The 16,161-nt window shown below is 53.4% G+C and carries 18 protein-coding genes and 1 pseudogene; all 19 read right to left on the bottom strand.

Translation table 11 applies throughout. The annotated features are described in order from the left end of the window. Positions 1-35: 35 nt before the first annotated feature. The 19 genes and pseudogenes from ACNAZS_RS04575 to ACNAZS_RS04665 all read right to left on the bottom strand — a co-directional run bounded on the left by ACNAZS_RS04575 (position 36) and on the right by ACNAZS_RS04665 (position 16,148). A complete protein-coding gene (locus tag ACNAZS_RS04575) occupies positions 36-425 on the bottom strand; it encodes a hypothetical protein (RefSeq protein WP_415786588.1) in 390 nt (129 codons plus the stop codon). Positions 426-806: 381 nt separating this feature from the next. Next, positions 807-1,445 (bottom strand): hypothetical protein, encoded by a 639-nt coding sequence (locus tag ACNAZS_RS04580; protein WP_415786590.1) that lies wholly within the window; start codon positions 1,443-1,445, stop codon positions 807-809. Positions 1,446-1,456: 11 nt separating this feature from the next. Next, the gene (locus ACNAZS_RS04585) at positions 1,457-1,945 is read right to left on the bottom strand and encodes a CesT family type III secretion system chaperone (protein ID WP_415786592.1); all 489 of its coding nucleotides are present in this window, start codon (positions 1,943-1,945) and stop codon (positions 1,457-1,459) included. A 333-nt stretch (positions 1,946-2,278) separates the two neighbouring features. Next, positions 2,279-2,734, bottom strand: coding sequence for a GNAT family N-acetyltransferase (locus ACNAZS_RS04590; RefSeq protein WP_415786594.1), 456 nt, complete (start codon positions 2,732-2,734; stop codon positions 2,279-2,281). A 163-nt stretch (positions 2,735-2,897) separates the two neighbouring features. Continuing rightward, on the bottom strand, positions 2,898-3,572 hold the full coding sequence (locus ACNAZS_RS04595; RefSeq protein WP_415786596.1) for a hypothetical protein: 675 nt from the start codon (positions 3,570-3,572) through the stop codon (positions 2,898-2,900). 11 nt (positions 3,573-3,583) lie between these two features. Next, a complete protein-coding gene (locus tag ACNAZS_RS04600) occupies positions 3,584-4,075 on the bottom strand; it encodes a type III secretion system chaperone (RefSeq protein ID WP_415786598.1) in 492 nt (163 codons plus the stop codon). Positions 4,076-4,240: 165 nt separating this feature from the next. Continuing rightward, positions 4,241-4,834, bottom strand: coding sequence for a DUF4202 domain-containing protein (locus tag ACNAZS_RS04605; RefSeq protein WP_415786600.1), 594 nt, complete (start codon positions 4,832-4,834; stop codon positions 4,241-4,243). 91 nt (positions 4,835-4,925) lie between these two features. Then, positions 4,926-5,195, bottom strand: a complete 270-nt coding sequence (locus ACNAZS_RS04610; RefSeq protein WP_415786602.1) for a hypothetical protein — start codon at positions 5,193-5,195, stop codon at positions 4,926-4,928. A 602-nt stretch (positions 5,196-5,797) separates the two neighbouring features. Continuing rightward, positions 5,798-6,217 (bottom strand): MaoC family dehydratase, encoded by a 420-nt coding sequence (locus ACNAZS_RS04615; RefSeq protein WP_415786604.1) that lies wholly within the window; start codon positions 6,215-6,217, stop codon positions 5,798-5,800. A 15-nt stretch (positions 6,218-6,232) separates the two neighbouring features. After that, positions 6,233-6,688 (bottom strand): MaoC family dehydratase N-terminal domain-containing protein, encoded by a 456-nt coding sequence (locus ACNAZS_RS04620; protein ID WP_415786606.1) that lies wholly within the window; start codon positions 6,686-6,688, stop codon positions 6,233-6,235. A 104-nt stretch (positions 6,689-6,792) separates the two neighbouring features. Further along, positions 6,793-7,752, bottom strand: a complete 960-nt coding sequence (locus ACNAZS_RS04625; protein WP_415786608.1) for a tripartite tricarboxylate transporter substrate binding protein — start codon at positions 7,750-7,752, stop codon at positions 6,793-6,795. Between the two features lie 26 nt (positions 7,753-7,778). Next, positions 7,779-9,476, bottom strand: a complete 1,698-nt coding sequence (locus tag ACNAZS_RS04630) for an AMP-binding protein (RefSeq protein ID WP_415786610.1) — start codon at positions 9,474-9,476, stop codon at positions 7,779-7,781. A 92-nt stretch (positions 9,477-9,568) separates the two neighbouring features. After that, positions 9,569-10,402: an SDR family NAD(P)-dependent oxidoreductase gene (locus ACNAZS_RS04635; protein WP_415786612.1), complete on the bottom strand. Its 834-nt coding sequence runs from the start codon at positions 10,400-10,402 to the stop codon at positions 9,569-9,571. A gap of 45 nt (positions 10,403-10,447) precedes the next feature. Then, positions 10,448-11,635 carry a lipid-transfer protein gene (locus ACNAZS_RS04640; protein WP_415786614.1) on the bottom strand — a complete coding sequence of 396 codons (1,188 nt, stop codon included), beginning with the start codon at positions 11,633-11,635 and terminating at the stop codon, positions 10,448-10,450. 360 nt (positions 11,636-11,995) lie between these two features. Beyond that, positions 11,996-12,559: an IclR family transcriptional regulator domain-containing protein gene (locus ACNAZS_RS04645; RefSeq protein WP_415787093.1), complete on the bottom strand. Its 564-nt coding sequence runs from the start codon at positions 12,557-12,559 to the stop codon at positions 11,996-11,998. Positions 12,560-12,607: 48 nt separating this feature from the next. Next, positions 12,608-12,832: pseudogene (locus tag ACNAZS_RS04650) on the bottom strand (helix-turn-helix domain-containing protein); the annotation flags it as partial. A gap of 146 nt (positions 12,833-12,978) precedes the next feature. Then, positions 12,979-13,980 carry a tripartite tricarboxylate transporter substrate binding protein gene (locus ACNAZS_RS04655; protein ID WP_415786616.1) on the bottom strand — a complete coding sequence of 334 codons (1,002 nt, stop codon included), beginning with the start codon at positions 13,978-13,980 and terminating at the stop codon, positions 12,979-12,981. A 61-nt stretch (positions 13,981-14,041) separates the two neighbouring features. Next, complete coding sequence (locus ACNAZS_RS04660; RefSeq protein WP_415786618.1) at positions 14,042-15,277, bottom strand: CaiB/BaiF CoA transferase family protein; 1,236 nt, start codon at positions 15,275-15,277, stop codon at positions 14,042-14,044. Between the two features lie 91 nt (positions 15,278-15,368). Continuing rightward, entirely contained in the window at positions 15,369-16,148 is a 780-nt protein-coding gene (locus ACNAZS_RS04665; RefSeq protein WP_415786620.1) for an enoyl-CoA hydratase/isomerase family protein, read from the bottom strand. Between the last annotated feature and the right edge of the window lie 13 nt (positions 16,149-16,161).

The following is a 16,161-nucleotide window of genomic DNA, read 5'->3' on the forward strand; positions in this document are numbered from 1 at the left end:
CATTCGGACTTGCCTCGTCTACACGGCACAATCGGTTAGGTCCCCGAAGTACTGGGCGTCATCAGCTTGCCGGCGCATATATCGGCAGCGCCATCCACAGGGGCCTTTGCATCGGCAAAGGTCACCCATCCGCCCTCTTCGATCATCGAGTCGCGCTTCCACGAGTCGGCACTTTGCAGCGCCGCCAGCGCCGTTTGCGCGTCCGGAGCCGCCATAAAGCGGTGCACGCAAATACTTGCCGCAAGTTGCGCCACGGCGGCACTAGTAGAGGCTTCGGCCTGCTCAGTGGCTGTTTTCCCGGTCACCCAGCCTCCTGCACTGAATCCCACGACCATCGTGACCACGGCAGCACCCACGCAGGACCATAGCCAGACGGCCTTACTCGGTTTGTAATCGCCCCAGGCCTTCATGATGCTATTGGACATATATCTGTCTCCTAGTTGTTTCACATGTGAACAGTCTTTTCACTGCGTAAATCACTGTAGTGCAGATTGAGGAGCATGTTAGGCGGGGATTACCCTTGTCAGATGTAACACGCGCGTCGTCATACACCGTAACTACCTAGAAACAATGGTGTACCCGTGATTATGGGGGCCAGTGGGGCCTGAAGTTCGTCCGCGCCGCGGACATCTATGCGTTGGAACTGATGGGGCTCAGCATCTAAACCACGTCGAATCCGAGTATTGGCTAGTACACGAAGCAAATTGCGCCCGATTGTCTGGCGACACCGCCGCATAGCAAAAAAGCATTCCGTCGCCGCACACGATGTGACCGGCCGACTCCGACGCCTTGCGATGGCCGACGCATTAGCCCTGCGGGCTCGGCAGGAGGGGCATTGCATTGTGCAGAACGACAGGCACCGCATCCTCCAGAACGAGAGGAGCCAGAGAATGGCGGAACACGGCAGCCGCCACCGCATCGGCACAGCCCGCAACAAACTCAATCGCAGGATTGTCACCCAAACTCACGATGGCCGACAACTTTGCAGCCGATATCGTAGCCCTCAGAAAATCGCCTTGTTGAATATCTGAGGCAAGCTTTGCACATGTCATCAAGCCACTGGTCACGGCACCATACTTTCCAAACCCAAAGGCCACACCGTCCAGAGTAATGGCCATCGTACGATCGAAACCAGATAGCAGGTTTAATCCGCTGGTCAACGCTAGAAATCCATCCGTGGTCTTCCAGTCATCGCTCAGTGCCAATTCGAGAGAATGTCGAAAAATATGCCAATCCATCCCGCGAGCAACGGCATTCGTACAACCGTAGAAAATAGCAGTCCCTTGTTCCGCAGTCACCCCAGTAACACCTGCGGAAATAGTCGTGTCAATAGCACGATTAACATGCCCGATCCACCTGTACTCGGTGCTCGCCCAATAGATTTTGGAGGGCGCCACCGGCATAAGTGCACTCAATGTAGAAGTAACACTATTGATGCTAAGCATTTTATTTTCCTTTAAACCAAATCTGAGAAATCTTCGGCCTCGATGGCGGCGGGATCCGACGAGGATGAGAAGGTCACGAACTGCTCGATCTCTCCGCTCGCAATGAGTGAGGCGAGTGCATCTACGTGTTCGGCAAACGCGGCCAATGCAGCCGCGAACAGTTGCTCTGTCCAGTTCACCTCGACGGGCATCCACGTCAATCGCAATGCGATCTCCCGGGTGTCAGGCACCAGGCCCACACTCCCTGTGCCAGTCAAGCTGGGAGTCATATTCACCGCCAACAGGGCGCGCAGCGTATTGCCACGCATCGCGTCATCGGCAACGCCCAACACTCCCGTGAATATCAACGCCTCTTCAGGCGCGGGCGTTATACCAAACACACGGCCAGCTTTGGTCTTCAATACCAGTGTCCCGCGCTCGTCAACGACCAGAGGAATATTCAGCGCTTGTTCGAGACAAGTACCCCAATCGCGCAATCGCTGTACCACATCGATAGTCATGTCTGCATCCAATCTGAATTGAGAATGCAGACTGAGTAACGGGCAATGGTGTGCGGTTCCTATTCAATTGATGATCTGGCTGCGTACCGGACGGCAGCGTGGGTATACCATCGTCGTAGAACCCACTCGAATCCGTGTATGACAGCGGGCTATTCCTCACATAGGCATAGCGTTCGTACTTCTGGCAATCGTTAAAGATGGGACGATTACCCTGGTACGTATGCGTCGTGGCGAGGCTGACCGTGAGATTGCTCTCAGCAGATCCATGAGGCGCCGCAAGCTGGCATAGCTACGGGAAGTGGCCGTACAACAACAAATCGATGCCGAATAGATTCACAGGCGCAGTGTCATGAAGACACTATTGGGATCCTCGGCGTACTCGCCAAAAGGCCCGCAATACGTAAAGCCGACGCTCTGGTAGAGCCTTTGGGCAGGCTGAAATGCTTGCATCGTGCCCGTTTCAAGGCTCAAACGCTCGTAGCCTCTCGATCGGGCAGCCTCGATGATATGCGCAAGGATGGCTCGGCCGGCACCTTGGCGACGCAGTGCCTTGGGCGTACGCATGGACTTGATCTCGCCATGCTTGCTGTCGAGTTCTTTGAGGGCGCCACAGCCAAGCAATTGTGTATCTTTCCAAGCAGTCCAGAATGTGATCCCTGGCTTGCGAAGCTTCTCAAGGTCCAGTGCGTGGACGCTCTCCGGTGGCGAGAGTTCGTACATGCTCTGCAAATGTTCATTAAGCAGTGAATGAACCTCATCGCGAGAAAGATCGTCGAGTTCAATTTTCAATTGCTACCCCCATACATAGGTAAATAACGCCATATCCTAGCCGTTTATGAGCGCGGTTGCCGTCAGCAGCGTATTGATGGCTTCGTCCCCATTGATTCACTCTGCTCGCGTAATTTGTAGTGGTCTGATTTGGCTTGGCTATTGGACCGCTATCGGAACGAATTTACACCTGCCTGTGGGGATGCTCCGGCTGAGGCGAAACTTTTTGGGGGTTCGCCGCAGCAGCATTCGCCAGAAGGAGATGCGTCGTCAGAAGAGGGGGCGGAGGGGGCGGCGTCGGATACCAAGAGCGGTAGATGTGGCACGTCAAAGCAGCAACGTCCGAGGCTAAATCAATCACAGGATTATTACCCAGGCTCACGATGGCCGACAATTTTGCGGCGGAAATCGTTGCGCCCGAAAGGTCGCCACATTCAATCGCCGAGGCAAGCCTTGCACACGTCACCAGTCCATTAGTCGCGGCGCCATACCCGCCGATCCCAAAATTCGTACCGAACACACCCGCGAAACCACGATCAAAATTAGATAGCCAATTCAACCCGCTGGTCAACGCCAGCAACCCATTGGTATTCATCACACCACCACGATCAAAACACACCTTGAAAGCATCGAGCATCACGGTAAAATTTTGGAAAGCAGAATAACTAATGATCTCAAAGTAGCAAACCGCCGTCGATTCATCCTTGCTCATCGGACTAAAACCGTTGTTCTCTATATGAGACATAGCAGATCTTAAGTTCTCGAGCCATTTGTATTCGGTGCCAGCGTAATGGGTGTCGTATGGCGCTATCCGACTAACTGCGTCCAATGCAGAAGTAACACTATCGGTACTAAACATTTTATTTTCCTTTAAACCAAATCTGAAAAATCCTCGGCCTCGATGGCGGCGGGATCCGACGATGATGAGAAGGCCACGAGCTGCTCGAGCTCTCCGCTCGCAATGAGTGAGGCAAGGGCATCCACGTGTTCGGCAAACGCGGCCAATGCGGCCGCGAACACCTGTTCTGTCCAGTTCACCTCGGCGGGCATCCACGTCAATCGCAATGCGATCTCCCGGGTTTCGGGCACCAGACCCACACTCCCCGTGCCAGTCAGGCTGGGAGTCATATTCACCGCCAACAAGGCGCGCAGCGTATTGCCACGCATCGCGTCATCGGCGACGCCCAATACTCCCGTGAATATCAACGCCTCTTGGTCAGGCGCGGGCGTTATACCAAACACGTGGCCAGCCTTGGTTTTCAATACCAGTGTCCCGCGCTCGTCAACGACCAGAGGAATATTCAGCGCTTGTTCGAGACCAGTACCCCAATCGCGCAATCGTTGAACCGCATCGATAGTCATGTCTGCTTCCAATCTGAATTGAGAATGCAGACTGAGTAACAGGCAATTGCAGGCGGTTCCTATTCAATTGTTGATCTGGCGATCATCCGATTGAACCGAACTTGGTCATGGACCTGAAAGACACGACGCCTGACGTTTACTTCGCTTCTGCCAGCGCCATTGTGATTACTGCGCAGGCAGTGTCGCCAACGCGTCCTTGATATACGCCAGCCCCTGCTCCGAGTACGGTAACGAGAGCGCCGCCTGGTGCCCCGCCGCATCCATTTTCAGCAAGGATTTCCGCAGGATATTGACGATTTTTTCGGCATTGGATTTGTGAAAATTTTCGTACTGGTATTGGAGAAATACCAGACACAGCGCATTTTCCATCACCTGGACATCAGGATCTTGTTTGATGCCGCTTTTCAGTTGTATGGCGCGCACACGTTCGATAACGTCTGCGCCGTATCCTGTTTGTCGCAGGATTTCGTCGGATTTCCGAGCATGATGGCGCATCAGATCCTTGCGCCACGTAAGATAGCCGATGCGGCCGTCCGGATAGCTTTTGCGCGGGATTTCCCAGCGGCCGATATGCTGACTGCGCGACGCCAGAATCAGCGGTTCGCTGGCATGGGGACAGAGCTTCAATACCCATTCATGCAGTTTCTGCGCGAGAAAGTATTCCTGAGGATAAGTCGCGCCGTCCCATTCGAAAAGATTGGGATCTGCCTTGTTGTAAGCGTCGAAGGCTTGCAGTGCCTGATCTAGTTGGGTATTCATGGTCTCAGAACGGCTGGTCGGGAGGGCGCCCTGGCTGCGAACAAGATGGGGGATGACAGACCGATGTATCCACCCCCCGCCTCGCGAGAACTCAACCCAACTGCTGTCCGAGTCGTGCCTCAATCGCGCGCTTCAACCTATCCAGCGTCTCAGTGGAGTGGGGATCGTCAACGTCGACCAACACGTCGGTCCAGTTCTCTACCGGCCTCGCACCGAGTTGTTCGAAGTACGGGGATTTGGAATCTACCGTCCAAACCGGGACGCTGTGGCCGTCGTCGACTCGGTCTTTGATCGCCCCGACGTACTTTACTTGACGAAAATCACCAGTCGGAATCTGGTTTTCCGTAATTATTCGCTGCATAACAGGCTCCGTCAGGATTAAGTAGATCATGATACCCCACAAGGGGCCACGCATTCGGGTCGCGAAGAAGCGTCGCGTGGGAGGAAGAAAACGCCCATGCTTGAGCACCCTAGCCTCTTTAGCACTCACGCCTGAGGGTAAAGAAGCGGGTGTGCAAACACGTCGTGAGACAACCCACGGCAAACAATAATCTAGAAAAAAAGGGATTAGGCATGAAGAAATTCAAGCTGTGCACTCTGGTCGCAGCCTTGCTCATGGCAGGCACGCTTGTCGGTTGTGGTTCAAGCAGCGACGATGACAACACCAAATCACCCTCCACTGAACCGGAATCATCTCCCGGAACTTCTCCCGAGTCTCCTCCCGAAGAGCCCGCCCCCAAGCCCGAACTTGGGTCTGGCGGACTCCAATGCCTTGCGCGGACAGAACCTGAACTTGACCCTGAACTACGACGGCCTGTCGACCACGCGTGATAGCCGTATCCCTGCCCAAACCCCGTAACACGGCCATCAAAGACGAGTATCCGCCCTTAATGGATATATCCAGGGATCGTGCATGAAAGTCGATGGACGAGGTCTGGTCGATCCGTAACGGTGCCCAGAGGCTCACACTGCCGCTACCACTGCGTGACCCGTAATTTTCACCTCACCCTTTTGATTCAGACATTGCACCTCCACACGCAATCGTTGTTCGCCATTCACCTCGAAACGCTCGACTATCTTGCCGATACAAGTCGGCTCATCGTGTACGTGCGTTACACCGGTAAAACGAATCGTTAGTTCACGCATGCGGTCTTGCCCTGCCCAGTCAGTAATCAGACGGCCGACATAGGCGGCCGAAAGCATGCCATGAGCAAACACATCATCAAGACCAGCACTCCGAGCAAAATCAATGTCGATATGCATCGGGTTGTGATCACCGGATGCACCGGCATATAGCGCCAGCATCGTCCGTGAAATGGGGGGAAGTCGCAACGACGTAATACTGTCACCTACATTCAATTGATCGATACTCGAAGTATGCATACAGCCCAATCCTATTTATGCAGAAATATGAAGTTGACGCTGAACCAGACACTTGCGGGTATCAGCTACATGTACCCCGTCCTGATTGGTAATTCTCGATTCGGAAACAACAAACTCTAGTGCGCCATTCTTCTTATCGTAGATGTCCGCTAACTTGGTCTCGTAAGTCAGCGTGTCCCCTACATAGGCCGGCGCGTGATATACGAAAGTCTGTTCAGCATGCAAGATGCGGCGGACGTCGAACTGCACGATCTGCCTAACAGCTGCACCCAATCCGAGCCTGCTTTCTAAGCAGAAAAAGAAAGCCGGAGGCACTCGCACTGCGGGTAAGCCCGCTTTGCGGGCTTCGTGCGGATCGCGGTAGATCGGATTCGATTCACCAATAGCTTTGGCATAATCCTGCAACGAGCAGAGCTCCACGGTAATGCTACGACAACCAAAATCATGGCCTATAAGCGCTTTGTCAAACATGCTTTTCCTTAAATCAACGGCTGCAGTTGGAGATAGCAACGCAAATTAAATAGAAATCACGTTCACGGAACTCAGTCGCAATAGAAACTGGAAACCCTCCAGAATCATTTGTATTCCAGCAACGGAAGAATTTCTTTGTACCGCTGTGCCTCGCTTTCGTAAAACTTAACCGCCTTTTCCCCAGTTAGAGCGATTAATTGACTAGTAGGATTATTCTTTGCTGCGAACGAACGAAAATCCTCGGAAACCAAAATAGTCCTGATTACTTTTTCTAACTTGTCGACAATAGGTTCAGGCGTTTGGCTGCGAACTACCACACCGACCCAGATCGTAAAGTGGTAATCCGAATTGATGCTTTCACCCACCGTAGGTACGTTAGGCAGGGCGGGCAAAGGCTTGGCTGTCGTCGTTGCTAACGCTCTGATTTTTCCATCCCTCACCATGGGCAACGCCGCACCGACATCCACCAAGCCGACATCGGTCGTCTCCCCAATCACATCGTTAATTAACTGCGGGAATGCTTTATAAGGAATCAAACGAAATTTGATACCTCCGCTTTGTCCCATCATGAGCGCACCCAAGCGATAAGTGCTGCTATATAGTCCCAAGGTCACGGACTCTGGTTTTTCACGGCTGGCTTGAACGACCTCGGATATGGTGTTGAAGCGTGACTTCGGTCCCACTGCCAGGAGCAAAGGCCCTTGACTGATTATCGCGATCGAGCGGAAATCCTTCAAAGGATCGTATTTGGCTGCTTTATTCGTCGCCGGTGCGTTTACCGTGGTCAAGCTGCTAAACCCCAGCGTGTATCCGTCCGCCGGTGCGTTCAGAACGCTTTGTGTCGCGACCAACGCGTCTGCGCCTGGCTTGCTTTCTACTATCACGGGTTGGCCGAGCGCGGCGGACATCCGCTCAGCCAGCGCGCGAAAGATGGCGTCTCCGCTACTGCCAGGGCCGATCGGCACCACCATGCGCAAGGGGCGGGCAGGATAATCTTGAGCCCAGGCGGGCTGAATGAGTATGACTGCGAAGAACAACACTGAAGAAAAATATTTAAGAAACATGGCCGTATCTCCTGAAATTTCGTTTTTTATTCTGGACTCATCATGCGGTCCAACCTATCTTGATGAGCCTGCAACACCTTCCACTGAATCTTGCCCGTGGAACTTTTTGGCAAGGCGTTTACGAACTCGATCATGCGAGGCACTTTGTAGGCCGCCATGCTGGCTCGGCACCATTGCTCAAGTTCCGCTGGAGTCAAATTGCTTCCAAGAACCGGTTGCAATACCACCAAAGCTTTCACGGTTTCCCCACGCCGTGTATCCCGTGCTGAAATAACACAAGCATCTTGAACTAATGGATGTTCATGCAATACATATTCAATCTCTCCCGGCCAGACTTTGAGGCCAGAAGCGTTGATCATGCGTTTCAGACGATCGGTGATATAGAAGTAGCCTTCGTCATCGTAGTAGCCGATGTCGCCGGTACGAACAAAAGGCTTACCATCTATTTCGATCATGGCGGCCCGGGTGTCCTGCGGCAGGTTCCAGTAACCCAGAAACAGAGTCACTGTATTCGACACCAATTCACCTTCCTGATTGGGGCCTAACTCTGCCCCAGTTTCAAGATCTAGCACGCGAGAATCCACGTTAATTTGTGGAATACCCGCACAATGACGGCGTGTCGCATGGGGCGGATTGAGATGCGTCGGACCACAGGTCTCGGTCATTCCATAGCTTTCCAACAGTGGTACGTGAAAGTAATGCTCAATGGCATTCGCGAGGGACTCAGGAATATGGGTCCCTCCTGCCATCACCCCTCTAACCGACGACATGTCACGCCACGGACTCGCTTTCAACAGCTCCACCATCTCCGCCATCATGGTAGCCACGCCGCCCACAATTGCGACGCTCCTTCGCTCTATCAACTCCAATGCGGCAACGGCGTCCCAACGTGTCAGCCAAATCATGCAGCGACCCGACGCCAGCGCGGTATTCATCTGACCCATGCCAGCCAAATGGTTGGCTGGCAACGCGGCCAGACTGGTTGGTACATCGCTCAGGCCGAGCCACAACATTCGCTGCTCAACTGAATGTACTAGTGCTCGATGACTGAGCATGGCGCCTTTGGGCTTTCCTGTAGTGCCTGACGTGTATGCAATCACAGCCAGATCACTACCTTTAGCACTTGAACTCGAAGGCGTTAGGCCTGCCGCCAACGCTCCGGGGAACGCGTGCAGACCACGTTGCGGCGACACTGAAAATGGAGCGCTGACAACTTGGGGAATCCGTATGTACGGTACGTGCTCAGCGTCTCCGGCATACTCCGAATATGCCCCGACCACACAGCTTGCCAAGATGCCGTTGCTCAACAAGGGCAACGCCGCCGGCAGCAAATCCTGCGTCGCAATCAGGACCGTCGCACCGCAGTCCGTGGCGTAGTGTTCGATTTCGTCGGTGGCACTCATCGGGCTGAGCGCCACCACCACCGCATCACAACGTAAAATAGCGTAATACGCGATGGCGAATTGTGGACAGTTCTGCATCAGCAGCAGCACTCGGTCGCCCCGGTGAATGTTTAACCGCTTTTGCAAATATCCGGCTAGTCGCGTGGCACCTTGGTACAACTCCTGGTAATTGATCAATCGCCCGTAATACTCGATGGCTGGCTTGCACGGCTGACTGATTGCGTATTGAGCCAGATGATCAAATAGATTTCTATCTGGCACAGCCAGCGTGTGTGGAACACCTGTCGGCCAATGGGCAAGGTGTCTAGTCAATTGCGGCATCGAAGTGTCTCCTTGATGTGCGGTTGAAAAGCCCGTACCAATCCGCAATGTGGGCTGTGCAACCTACGCGACGCAGTCATTTTGCTGTTCGCTCAGAAGCCGCCGCGCCCGCCTCCGCAAATTATGGTTTGACCGGTAACGTAATCTGACTCAGGGATGCAGAACATGTAGATCGCGCCCGCAGCCTCTTCCACAGTTCCCATACGACCAAACGGAATCGTGGCCGACAGAGGTTGTGCACTTGGGTTGACAGGAATACCCACCTTTACCTCGTGTCCATCCACCATAATGGTCTTTTTTTCCGGGACTCGCTCCGTCAGACGTGTGGCGATTGCTCCGTAGGCTACGCAGTTGACGTTAACCCTGAGGCGTCCCCACTCCTTAGCCAGCGTCTTTGTCAAACCCATGACACCTGACTTAGCCGATGCGTAGTTGATTTGCCCGGCGTTGCCCTGTGTACCGGAGATCGATGAAATATTGACCACCTTACGGAACACTTCCTTGCTCTGGTCGGCCTCCGCTTTGCTCATATCACGGAAGTAAGGTTGCACAGCGCGCAGCAGCCGGAACGGCGCCTTCAGATGGCAGTCGATGATCGCTTCGAACTGTTCGTCAGTCATCTTCTGTATAACGTTGTCCCACGTGTAGCCAGCGTTATTGACAATGATGTCGATAGCACCAAGGCGATCCAGCGTAGCCTGCACCAAACGCGTACCGAAATCAGGCTTTGTCACACTATATGGAAACGCCATCCCTTTTCTTCCCATTGCTTCGATTTCGGCCACCACTTCATTGCACGAATCCTCATCAAGATCGTTGACGACCACATTGGCACCTTCCCGTGCGAACTTGAGCGCAGTGGCCTTCCCGATACCTCGACCAGCGCCAGTAACGATGCCAACTTTGCCCTCCAACGGTTTACTCATAATGATGTTCCCTCCTCTGATCCGGTTTAAAAGCTGCAATAAGTCTTAATTCTTGCCATACAGGGTCACCACACAAGCGCCGCCCAAGCCGATGTTGTGCTGCAGGGCAAGTTTCACCCCGGTGACCTGTCGTTTGTCGGCCGTACCACGTAGCTGATTCGTCAATTCATAGCATTGCGCCAAACCCGTGGCGCCGAGCGGGTGCCCTTTGGACAACAATCCACCTGATGGATTGGTCACCACTTTTCCGCCGAACGTGTTGTCACCATCCATGACGAACTTCTCGCCCTCTCCGACGGGACAAAGGCCCAGAGCTTCGTAAGTCAACAGTTCATTGTGTGCAAAGCAATCATGCAGCTCACACACCTTGATGTCTTCCGGGCCTACGCCGGCTGCTTCGTAGACGTGCATGGCAGCCGCCTGGGTCATGTGCGAACCGACAAAACTGATCATCGAAGGCGGGTCGTAAGCATCCTCGGAGTCTGTGGTCAGAGCTTGAGCTAGTATTTGCACATCACTACGCAGACCATGTTTTTTGGCGAAACGCTCCGAAACAATGAGTGCGGCGGCCGCACCACAAGTGGGCGGACACGCCATAAGGCGCGTCATGACACCGGGCCACATAACCTTATCGCTCATCACTTCTTCTGTAGTGAGGATTTTCTTGAAGATTGCCAATGGATTATTGGCAGCATGGCGGCTAGCCTTAGCACGGATAGCAGCAAACGTATCCATCTTGGTGCCATATCGCTGCATGTGTTCGCGCCCTGCACCACCAAAGTTACGAAGCGCTAGTGGCAAATCTGGTACATCGCTTGTGAGCTCATTCACGATCGACATAAAACGCGCTCGCGTCCGAGGACGGTCATCCCAATGTGATTTAAGTGCGCCCGGTTGCATTTGTTCGAAGCCCAGTGCCAGTACGCAGTCTGCTCCTCCCAGTTCCACCATCTGACGCGCCAAGTACAGCGCGGTCGAGCCGGTTGCGCAATTGTTGTTGACATTCACAATCGGAATTCCGCTCATGCCTATTTCATACAGCGCTGACTGGCCACATGTGGAATCGCCGTAGACGTAGCCAACATAAGCTTGTTGTACCTTGTCGTAGCTTAGCCCGGCGTCGTTAAGGGCGAGGCGCACGGCTTCGGCTGCCATCTCCACGTAACTCGGGCTGGCGCCAGGCTTGGAAAATTGAATCATGCCCACACCGCCAACAATTACTTTTTCAAGCATTTCTTAACTCCTACCATGAATAAACTCCGTGAATCAGAAAGGCAGTGGTGCAGCATCTTCACGGCAGAGCCACCACTGGGTTCTGTGATGACCAACGCCGGAATGATTTCATCAGCCTAATCCTTCAATCAGCCGTCTCATGCTTTCGAGTGGGCGTTGAAGAGAATTCCAATACCTAGGCTATCCGGTGACCTTATTTTCATAAGCGTACGGTCTGCCGTCTCGTTGAGTTGCGAGTATTCCTGTACTTGTGCCAGATTTCCATCCATCTGTTCCAAGAAGCGGAATATCAGCCTGCTGCTCGGCCGCAAACTTGGGCCTCGCGAGATGATGCGCGAATACGCGCCACGACACCTTGACTCAGTTTCGTGCGCCCGACTGTTCGTACTCGCTCCAGACAGCCTGAATATCCGCCACGAGCTTATGCAGAACCGGGACAAAATGCGAAACCATTTTTCCTCCGTCCAGGTCTCCAGTGGAAACACTTAAGCTAACGGCATACGTAATACCGTCGGGACCAACTAGCGTGCAAGCAATACCCTCAAGGCCCAGTGAAGTGGAATGGCAATAGCCGTAGCGAGCCAACATGGTCAGTGACTTCTTGATAGCCGCCTGGTGCTCTGGCCATTTTTGACCGCTGGCCTTCGCCAGCCGTGCCAACAGATCCCTTTGTGGCGGGCCTCGCAGAGATCCGATGTAGGAGTGGCCCGCCGAACTCGTGGCCATGGAAAGCCGTTTGCCGGCCGCAATCTCACGTCGCAACGGTCCTCGTGATTCACGAAAGGTATCAAGGTAAATCATCGAAAGATCATCCGCGATCGACAGCGCCACATTCACCCGCAACCCTGTGGCAACCTGGCGCATTAACGGCAACGCTAGATTCAGTTCGGAACGACCCACATGAAAGGTACGCGCAAGTGCCAAAACTACCGGTCCAAGGCGATACCCCTCTGAACCACGTTCGTACTCCAGAAATCCTGACATGACCAGAGAGTGGGTCAAACGACTTACGGTTGAACGGGGTAGATTCGTGCGCTCCGCTAGCTGTGCATTCGTCAATATCGGCGCGCCTGCGGCGAATGCACGCAAAAGACCCAAGCCGCGCTCCAATGATTGCGCTCTACCGGAAGTACGAGTGAATGCGCCGCTTTCGCGTGTCAGGCGGCGCGTCGAAAAGGGCGTATTTTCCTTGTCCATCTGAGCCTAGGGATTAAGATAAAAATACCTTGAACTGGGGGAGTTGATTCTGAAGCGTGGAGCTTCTGATCCTATGACGATACCAGCCAGCGTTAACTCCTCTAGCCTATGGTCCGGGTTTTTAAAAGTCCCTCCAAAGATCATTCCTAGAGCTCGATGGATTTGATTATTTTTCTGTACTTGCTAATTTCATTCCGATAATAGTCATCGGAATACTTTCCGGTATTTCCAACATTGTCAGACTCAGGCCTGTTTTTTCGAAAGTAATCTTTATATTCGCCCATACTGAATACTTCCGCCAAGCCGGATTTAAGTTTTTTGATCACATCTGCCGGCGTACCCTTCTTTACGCCAAACCCCGTCCAGACAAATAACTCGTAGTCCTTTTTCAAAATCTCCCGGACCGTTGGGACTTCCGGCAAAGAACCCAGTCTCTGATCCCCCGCTATCGCAAGGGCTCGCAGCCTGCCCGACCGTATCAAAGGTAGCGCAGCGCCACCGTCAACCAACGCAGCATCTATCGTCTGTCCCATCAAATCATTAATGACCTGTCCGAATGCTTTGTAGTTGATGAGAGTAAATTTTGAATCGGAAATTTTTTCAAAATACTTGACACCAATACGATAGCTATTCGCGTACGCAGCAAAATTAATAGAATTTGAGTTCTCTTTCGACTCGCCAAGAAGTTCGTCCAGCGATTTAAATCTTGAATTCTCCGATGTAACGATCATCGCTGGCGTTCGGCTAGTCATTCCGATCGGAATGATATCTTCCATCGGATCATACTTTGCCGCCTCGTTTGTAAAAGGAACCGTAACGAGCGACAAGCTAGTCAGAATTATGCTGTAGCCATCTGCCGGCGCTTGCAGAACGCTTTGTGTGGCAATCCATGAATCAGCCCCTGGCTTATTTTCCACGATAACCGGAACTTTCAACTTTTCTTGCAACAGATCGGCCACATATCGGACCGTCGTATCTCCTCCGCTTCCGGCCCCAACCGAAACAACAATTCGTATTGTCCTTGTCGGAAAGGAATCCGCGTTTGCGATCAACGGAAATGCCATAAGCCTGGCCCCAAGCAAGGATAGAATCAACGAGCTTGAGAACTTACGACGACCAGCACGGTATGAATGTTCAGATGAACTCATGTGCGTCTCCAGTTTTTGCTTGATTAAATTAGGAAAATTCGCAATACCGACAATCGGCAGTTCATTTACCGATCTCACTCTTCTGCGGCATGGATTCGTAGGCAGCGCCGCAAGAAAGGAGAGCCTCAATTTCCCCCTCATCGAGTCCCGCCTCTTTGAGCACTTGCCGCGTATCTTGCCCCAGACGGCTAACAGAATGGAGCACCGGCAATTGGCCGTTGAAACGCACACCCGGCGTACTCAGCCGGGCGGAGCCCTTGTTGTCCGCTTCGGGTAGATCTTGGAAAAAACCGACAGCGTTCAAATGCGGGTCATCGAGCACTCGATCCAAATCGGTGATAGGGCCAGAAGGAATATCCAAACGTTGGCAAGTATCAAGCCAGTCCTGTGACGTGCGTGTTGTCGCGGCGTCGCCAACAATTGCGTACAGGGCTTCAATGTGTTGAGTTCGGCTCGCCATGGACTGAAACCGTGAATCAACAGCCAACTCCTTCTTTCCGATCTCAGTAAAGAAGCGTTCCCATTGAGCGGTGGTATAGGGCATCAAGCACACATATCCATCTAGCGTGCGATAAGGACGACGCCAGCGTGCCAAGACACGCGCATAGCCGATGCCACTTTCGGGTGGTACGAAGGCATTGCCTCCCCTATGCTCAAGCAGCGTGAAGTCGACCATGCTTTCGAACATCGGTACTTCGACGGCCTGGCCTTCACCTGTTCGCTCACGCGCCCAGAGTGCGGTCAGAATCGCTAGGCCACCCACCAAGCCAGAGATCTTGTCGGCTGCCACGGTTGGCAGATATTGCATTTCGTCCGTTTGTCGACGCATCAGGTCAGCCAAACCGCACATACCCTGGATGATGTCATCGTAGGCCGGTCGGCCACTATAAGGTCCTACCTCGGAAAATCCGGTCAGGCTGACGCAAATGAGACGCGGAAAGCGCGTTCGGATCGTTTCGGAATCAAGCCCTAACGCCCGAATTTTCTGCGGCCTGATGTTGTGCATAAACACGTCGGCACCGTCGAGCAGCTTGAACAAAGCGTCACGCCCCGCGGCCTGCTTAAGATTCAAAACAACGCTGCGCTTGTTTCGATTAATGGTTATATAGCTACCGGCCAGGCCTCGCTCTCGCGCGACTCCGGTCGTGCGTGTCGAATCGCCTTCGGGAGACTCTACCTTGATAACGTCGGCACCGTAGTCAGCCAGCCAACGGCTGGCAAACGGGCCAAACATTACAGTACTGAGATCAACGACCCGCAAGCCTTTCAGGGGCGGGCGGCCGGGAATACAGCTCATATTGGTCAACTTTTAAAAAAGCTAGAAGGCTTATTCAGATAAACAACGCGTCTACTCGCGCAGCGTGCTTATCCCATCCAGAAGGCAAAGTTCACTGGCCACGAAAATTCGGCATGACACGCTGCAACATGGCGGCCGAACCCTCCTTGAAATCGTCCATCAAAAACTGCCAGGATTGTTCGGTAAGTTCGCGCTCTGTTGCGCGCTCTACTTCCTCCGCCAGACCACGCCGCAACGTTTCCCGCACTGACATCACAGATTTCGGCGCCGACGCCGCAATTTCCTTCGCCAACTGCCAAGCTGCATGTCCTACTTCCGACTGCTGCACCAGCACGTCAGCCAAACCTATGCGTACAGCCTCAGCGCCACTAATACGGCGACCTGTATAGATCAACAACGCCGTCTGCTGATGGCCGATCGCACGTGGCAGCGTCGCTGTCAGCCCGAAGCCCGGGTGAGTCCCAAGGCGAGTAAAGTTGGCGCTAAAACGTGCCTGATCACAGGTGACTCGAAAGTCAGCCATCATGGCCAGACCCAGGCCTCCTCCAATCGCCGCACCATGCACCGCCGCAATAATCGGCTTGCGCGTGCGAAACAGGCGCGCCGCCTGCTTGTAGATGTTGCCTCCCGAGCGCACGATAGTTCCGCCCTCACGCGGCTTGGAGAAGTCGGCTCCGGCACAGAAAGACTTGCCTTCAGCAGCCACCACGATCGTTCGGCATTTTGAGTCTTCATCTAGTTTCTCGAACGCGTCCGCCAACTGAGCAACCAGTTGCGCGTCAAGGTGGTTATGCGGCGAACGGAGAATCGTGACAGTGGCGACAAACTGGTCGCATTGCACAGACAAATCGTTGTTTTTGATATCGTTCACGAGTAAATCTCCC

The organism is Bordetella tumulicola (assembly GCF_965138755.1).
Classification (GTDB): domain Bacteria; phylum Pseudomonadota; class Gammaproteobacteria; order Burkholderiales; family Burkholderiaceae_B; genus Bordetella_A; species Bordetella_A tumulicola.